Origin of the sequence: Pantoea sp. 18069, assembly GCF_902706035.1 — a bacterium.
Taxonomy (GTDB): domain Bacteria; phylum Pseudomonadota; class Gammaproteobacteria; order Burkholderiales; family Burkholderiaceae_C; genus Comamonas.
Window position 1 is genome coordinate 1 of the sequence record NZ_CACSJA010000082.1, and the last position, 1,553, is coordinate 1,553.

The following is a 1,553-nucleotide window of genomic DNA, read 5'->3' on the forward strand; positions in this document are numbered from 1 at the left end:
CCCGAGATGCCGGCCGCGATATACAGCTGGGGCGCAACGATCTTGCCGGTCTGGCCGACCTGCAGATCATTGGCGGCGTAGCCTGCGTCCACAGCGGCGCGCGAGGCGCCAATGGCCGCGCCCAGCTTGTCGGCCAGCGGCGTGATCACTTCAGTGAACTTCTCGGCCGAGCCCAGCGCACGGCCACCCGACACGATGATCTTCGCGGCCGTGAGTTCGGGGCGGTCGTTCTTGGCGATTTCGCTGCCCACAAAGCTGCTCTTGCCGGCATCCGCTGCAGCGGCCACGGTTTCGACGGCGGCGGAGCCACCCGTGGAGCCAGCCGCGTCAAAACCCGTGGTGCGCACGGTGATGACCTTGGTCGCATCGCCCGATTGCACGGTGGCAATGGCATTGCCCGCGTAGATGGGGCGCTCGAAGGTGTCAGGCGAAATCACCTTGGTGATATCGCTGATCTGCGCCACATCGAGCGTGGCCGCGACGCGCGGCGCCACGTTCTTGCCGCCGGCCGTGGCGGGAAACAGGATATGGCTGTAGCCGGAAGCGAGCGCCAGCACCTGGGCGGCGACGTTTTCGGCCAGGCTGTTTTTGAGCGATGCGCCATCGGCGTGGATCACCTTGGACACGCCAGCGATCTGGGCCGCTGCAGCGGCGGCAGCCGCCGCGCCTTCACCGGCCACCAGCACATGCACGTCACCACCACAGGCCACGGCGGCCGTGACGGTGTTCAGGGTGGCGGGCTTGATCGAGGCGTTGTCGTGTTCTGCAATAACGAGATTGGTCATGGAATTCTTTCGGGTATGGATTCAGCGCAAGCTGGGATAGGGCACAGCGTTGCGCTCCGTTCGCCCTGAGCTTGTCGAAGGGCAGTACTGCCGCGTTTCAGAGGGCAGGCCGTTCATCCTTCGACAGGCTCAGGACGAACGGTAAAGCCGTGCCAAGCCAATGGCGAACGAGGGACGAGGCCTCAGATCACCTTGGCTTCATTCCTGAGCTTGTCCACCAGCGCCGCCACATCGGCGACCTTGACACCGGCGCCGCGCTTGGCGGGCTCGGACACCTTGAGGGTCTTCAGGCGCGGCGTCACGTCGACACCCAGGTCTTCAGGGGTCACCGAGTCCAGCTGCTTCTTCTTGGCCTTCATGATGTTGGGCAGCGTCACATAGCGCGGCTCGTTCAGGCGCAGATCGGTGGTGATCACGGCGGGCGTGGACAGCGACAGGGTCTCGAGACCGCCGTCGACTTCACGCGTCACATTGACCTTGTCACCGGCGACTTCGACCTTGGAGGCGAATGTGGCCTGGGGCAGATTCGCCAAGGCGGCCAGCATCTGGCCGGTCTGGTTGGCATCGTCGTCGATGGCCTGCTTGCCGAGGATCACCAGGCCGGGCTGCTCCTTGTCGACCAGGGCCTTGAGCAGCTTGGCCACGGCCAGGGGCTGGAGTTCGACGTCGGTCAGCACATGGATGGCGCGGTCGGCGCCAATCGCCATGGCGGTGCGCAGCGTTTCCTGGCACTGGGCCACGCCGCAGGACACGGCGATGACTTCGGTG

At 65.4% G+C, this 1,553-nt stretch carries 2 protein-coding genes; both read right to left on the reverse strand.

Annotated features, from left to right (window positions below):
- A partial coding sequence (locus tag GVL12_RS25620) for an electron transfer flavoprotein subunit alpha/FixB family protein (protein WP_159918373.1) occupies window positions 1-785 on the reverse strand: 785 nt, incomplete at its 3' end.
- A 182-nt stretch (window positions 786-967) separates the two neighbouring features.
- The coding region (locus tag GVL12_RS25625) for an electron transfer flavoprotein subunit beta/FixA family protein (protein ID WP_159918374.1) at window positions 968-1,553 on the reverse strand (586 nt) is incomplete at its 5' end.